This window comes from Psychrobacter sp. CAM01, from assembly GCF_032842965.1.
Taxonomy (GTDB): domain Bacteria; phylum Pseudomonadota; class Gammaproteobacteria; order Pseudomonadales; family Moraxellaceae; genus Psychrobacter; species Psychrobacter celer.
In genome coordinates, this window is record NZ_JAWJBL010000015.1 from 1 (window position 1) to 3,723 (window position 3,723).

Below are 3,723 nucleotides of genomic sequence, written 5' to 3' on the forward strand. Positions count from 1 at the left end.
TCGTTGAGAAAACAGGTGGATTATTACATCCGGTATTTTTACAACAGGGTGCGGCTGCACAGTAGTCTCGACTATGTATCTCCGATACAGTATGAAAAAGCCGCTTAACAATAACGTGTCCGTTTTATCGGGTGAACATCACAGTGTGGATAGTGAGCAAGTGGCTGTAGATACTGTGCATGCGCATTTTTTTTATCACGATAATTAGCTGACGAATGGTAAGTCATTTATTATTAATAACTTACCAGAAAAGCGCGAGCTAAATCATTGTAGAAGTATGAGCATGCTCAATATTAAAATGCTAGGTTTATTTAGGAGTGATTGTGAGGTTGTTATCTTCAATTAAAAGTATATTTAGTTCTAAGCCAACTATTGATGTAGTTCAGTCTAAAAGTAACAGTAACATCGTTGGTAATAAAGAACCTATATGTCCATATTGTGACGGTGAACTAGATAAAATGCCTGGGCGTAAGAAGAAATGTCCCAACTGTGAAAATTTCATTTATATCCGTACCAGCCCAAAAGATAAGGTAAAAATTTTAATTCGTGAAGATCACGATCGAAGTTATTGAAGAGTTATGGTCAATTGAAAATGGTACTCATGACCAATATATCTCTGAAAAAAATGAAAAGGCTAAAGTGAAAAAGGCATTGATCGAAAAAGGGAACCTAGCACCAAGTGAAGAGGATATCCGTTGGAGCCAGTTAAGTAGCGATTTGGTCAAGCATGCTGATGGATACCAATGGGGACTTTATCGAAATGCAAGATTAGGCATGGGCGACATTTTGAAGAAGACATCTGATGATATGGGTGCATTAGATACATATCTAGAAGTTTGCTATATTGACATCAATGGCCCAAGTAACTGTGGCACTAAAGATCCTGAGATTCTGAGGGAGCATCCTCCATTTAACCCGAAATTAGCGTTTCTTGCTCCTGGTGTTCTGAGGTATGTAGAGATGATCTCAACCAAGAACAATTTGAGTTCAATTGAACTGAAAGAGCGTTTTTTAAAAGTTGCAACCAAGGTTGATCGCGAGCTTAACCTCCCAATGAAAGCGACAGATGCTTGGGAAAAGCTTGTTGCTGAACTGTCATGACACCTAAACAATAAACCTAATAAAGACATCAAGGTGACGCGTTACACTCGGTGGTTTTGGTATGTAGTTTGGTGTGCTTGGTGAGTTCATCGTGGCGCACTTTATGTTAGGCGTTATGTGCTAGGTTAGTAAGTTGGCTTTAACTGTTTTAAAATTATAAATATTAATTCAAGGGTTATAATGAATAATTGGATTCGGTTGGGTTTCTTAGATGAATCAGACTGTGACTTTTCTAGCTATAACAAAAACATAGGCGTATATAAAGGAGAACTCGATGACGAGCTTGTATATATCGGAAAAGCTACTGAGATAAATAATGGAGGTTTTCGTAAACGTTTAAGAGATTATACTCGTGAATCTGATAGCGCTCGAAACTATCCAGCAGGAAGGAAAATGTTTGAAAACAAGGATAAAGTTATCATTAGTGTTTCTTTTTCCGATTCTGTTAATGATGCGAGCATACAGGAAAGAGAGTTGATCGACACGTTAAATCCTAAGTGGAATAGGCTAGGCACTACTTAAAAGCACATAACAAAGCATTTAAGAGTCATTTGACACATGGGAAAAGTTTGCGCTGCACTTCAACTTTTTCCCGTGCTGCGGGCGTTAAAAACTTTCTTATGGTTGAGATTTTATGGATAAATCAGAGATAGCAATTTCCATCTCTCTAGGGAGTCTTCTGGTTTCTCTTGGTGGGCTTTTGTTTACAATTCACAGCTCTCAAAAAGCAAGAAGAATTGAGCGCGCCAGAGTGTACGATAAGGTTTACCATGATGCTTCAGAACTTCTAGTTTACAACTACAAAAAGAAGATAGAAGAACCATATAGGTCGGAAGATAAATTTCTAGAAAAAGCAGTTAATGAATACGAAAGCTCTCATTGGCTAGAGCAGATGTATGGATTTAATATTGATTATCCAGAAGGCGTTGAATCGGAAGAAGCAAAACGGGATTACCGAAAAAAGGTAAGTGATGAATACCACAAATACCAACATGAAAAGCATATGGATTCTTTCACTGAGACCATGGGAAACAGGTCCCCGGTATTCAACTTGGAAAATCAAGAGTACGCTGAAAGATTTAATCGTCTTGTTGATCACGTTACACACAACCTATCTTACTTCAGCCCTCCAGTTGTCGAGTGTTGGGAGAAAATGAGATTGCTAACTCCTAAAAAGGTACGCCATGAGTATGTTTCTTTAAGGCGCGTAAACGAATCCGCATGCGAGCCACTAAATGAACCAATTGAAGACCCTTATCTTGGCATTCTTCTGATCATAAGACACGAGTATCGCGAACTAAATAAGCCTCTCAAGACAAAATGGGCGGAATTCTGGTTTAATATTACAAGCATCCGTTATCGTGCAAAACGGTTTTTTAACAAAAAAAGGGAGTGGGACATGTGAACATGGCCTCTGCTTTTGACGTTATGCACACCCAACAGTTAAGCATACTATTTAATTTTCCGTAGGGCACCGCCAACAAAGGACTTATAGGTATCAGCATCCTGTTTTCTTAATGCGAAAATGTGGTTGTTTGCATTAGTAGCGATTTTTTTGTTGAACTCTGTGACCACTGATTCATCTACTTCAATTAAGCCACTTTCAAATCGGTGAGACTCAGTGATTATATAAGAATACTTAGGTGAAATTGGGTAGTACAAATCCATGTTATCAGGTGCTTGAAACTCATCGTCCTTAACACAAGAGTGGACGTTGATTGCAGGTTGATCAGATGTGATAAAGTTAGAATTTGTGTTATTTTTTAGTAAGGTGTGGTTTTCGTTGTGGCGGTTTGAATAAAAACTTAGCCCCATATTCATTCCAAACATATAACTGAAAAACCACCAAGAATGCTCCATAATCTTCCCTAATTCTGGATTGCATTCTTTCACTCCTGTTATACAACGGACTTTGAAGTTTTTTGTTCTAGCCATCTGATGCCCAAGATACATACTGAATAAAACCATGTCTTGGTCATTTTTAAGAATTTCCATCTTCCCCTGAGCTAAATTTTCGATAATATTTTTAGCTGCATTTTCATGTGCCGTATGCAAGTTCTCTACAAGGTTACACTTAGAAGCTAAAATTGCTTGTTCAGCTTCATCACTTTGTTTTTTCGCATTCTTATAAGCACTTTCCAATTTTTGAACTTTTAGAAAGTCCCTGAGGTAACTTTGGTGCATCTCTTGTAATTTTGCTGGTGAACCAGATGAAAACATCAAGATTGCATCAATGTGTTTTTGCTCTAGTGAAGTTAGTTGGTAAAAATCCTTCTCCATCACCAAGCCTCTGACACTAGTAAAGTCAATATTGCCTTTACTAGTTACACAGAATATATCTCTACTGTTAGTTGACCACCTCAATAGGTAATTAGCCCAAACATAATGGTGTTTTCGCTTAGCTTGTAGGTCTTTTTCCACGTGTATCCCTTAACTTTTTGATATGATATCGAAGGTAGAGTATGGGTAACGAGTTGTACATAACAAATAAGGATAAGTGTCGCGCAGCCGACACTTCATCCGGGTGTTGAACAAGCCCGAAGCTGCCTTATTAAGTAAATTGCTCGGTTGAGCATGAGGTGGACGGTGAGGCTACTATTTTCTGCAGGCATAGCTAGCCGC

The 3,723-nt window shown here is 38.3% G+C and carries 5 protein-coding genes; 4 read left to right on the forward strand and 1 reads right to left on the reverse strand.

Translation table 11 applies throughout. The annotated features are described in order from the left end of the window. The first annotated feature begins 15 nt into the window (after nucleotides 1-15). The 4 genes from R0I52_RS08385 to R0I52_RS08400 all read left to right on the forward strand — a co-directional run bounded on the left by R0I52_RS08385 (nucleotide 16) and on the right by R0I52_RS08400 (nucleotide 2,506). On the forward strand, nucleotides 16-108 hold the full coding sequence (locus tag R0I52_RS08385) for an IS3 family transposase (RefSeq protein ID WP_410506580.1): 93 nt from the start codon (nucleotides 16-18) through the stop codon (nucleotides 106-108). Between the two features lie 438 nt (nucleotides 109-546). After that, a complete protein-coding gene (locus R0I52_RS08390) occupies nucleotides 547-1,101 on the forward strand; it encodes a hypothetical protein (RefSeq protein ID WP_317053960.1) in 555 nt (184 codons plus the stop codon). A gap of 180 nt (nucleotides 1,102-1,281) precedes the next feature. Beyond that, complete coding sequence (locus R0I52_RS08395) at nucleotides 1,282-1,623, forward strand: GIY-YIG nuclease family protein (RefSeq protein ID WP_317053961.1); 342 nt, start codon at nucleotides 1,282-1,284, stop codon at nucleotides 1,621-1,623. A 112-nt stretch (nucleotides 1,624-1,735) separates the two neighbouring features. Continuing rightward, nucleotides 1,736-2,506, forward strand: a complete 771-nt coding sequence (locus tag R0I52_RS08400; protein ID WP_317053962.1) for a hypothetical protein — start codon at nucleotides 1,736-1,738, stop codon at nucleotides 2,504-2,506. Between the two features lie 47 nt (nucleotides 2,507-2,553). Here R0I52_RS08400 and R0I52_RS08405 read toward each other — a convergent pair whose 3' ends face one another. Continuing rightward, nucleotides 2,554-3,522, reverse strand: a complete 969-nt coding sequence (locus R0I52_RS08405) for a DUF4238 domain-containing protein (RefSeq protein WP_317053963.1) — start codon at nucleotides 3,520-3,522, stop codon at nucleotides 2,554-2,556. Between the last annotated feature and the right edge of the window lie 201 nt (nucleotides 3,523-3,723).

Coding starts and splice junctions, on each gene's coding strand:
- R0I52_RS08395 (WP_317053961.1), top strand. CDS start 1,282: ATGAATAATTGGATTCGGTTGGGTTTCTTAGATGAATCAGACTGTGAC.
- R0I52_RS08400 (WP_317053962.1), top strand. CDS start 1,736: ATGGATAAATCAGAGATAGCAATTTCCATCTCTCTAGGGAGTCTTCTG.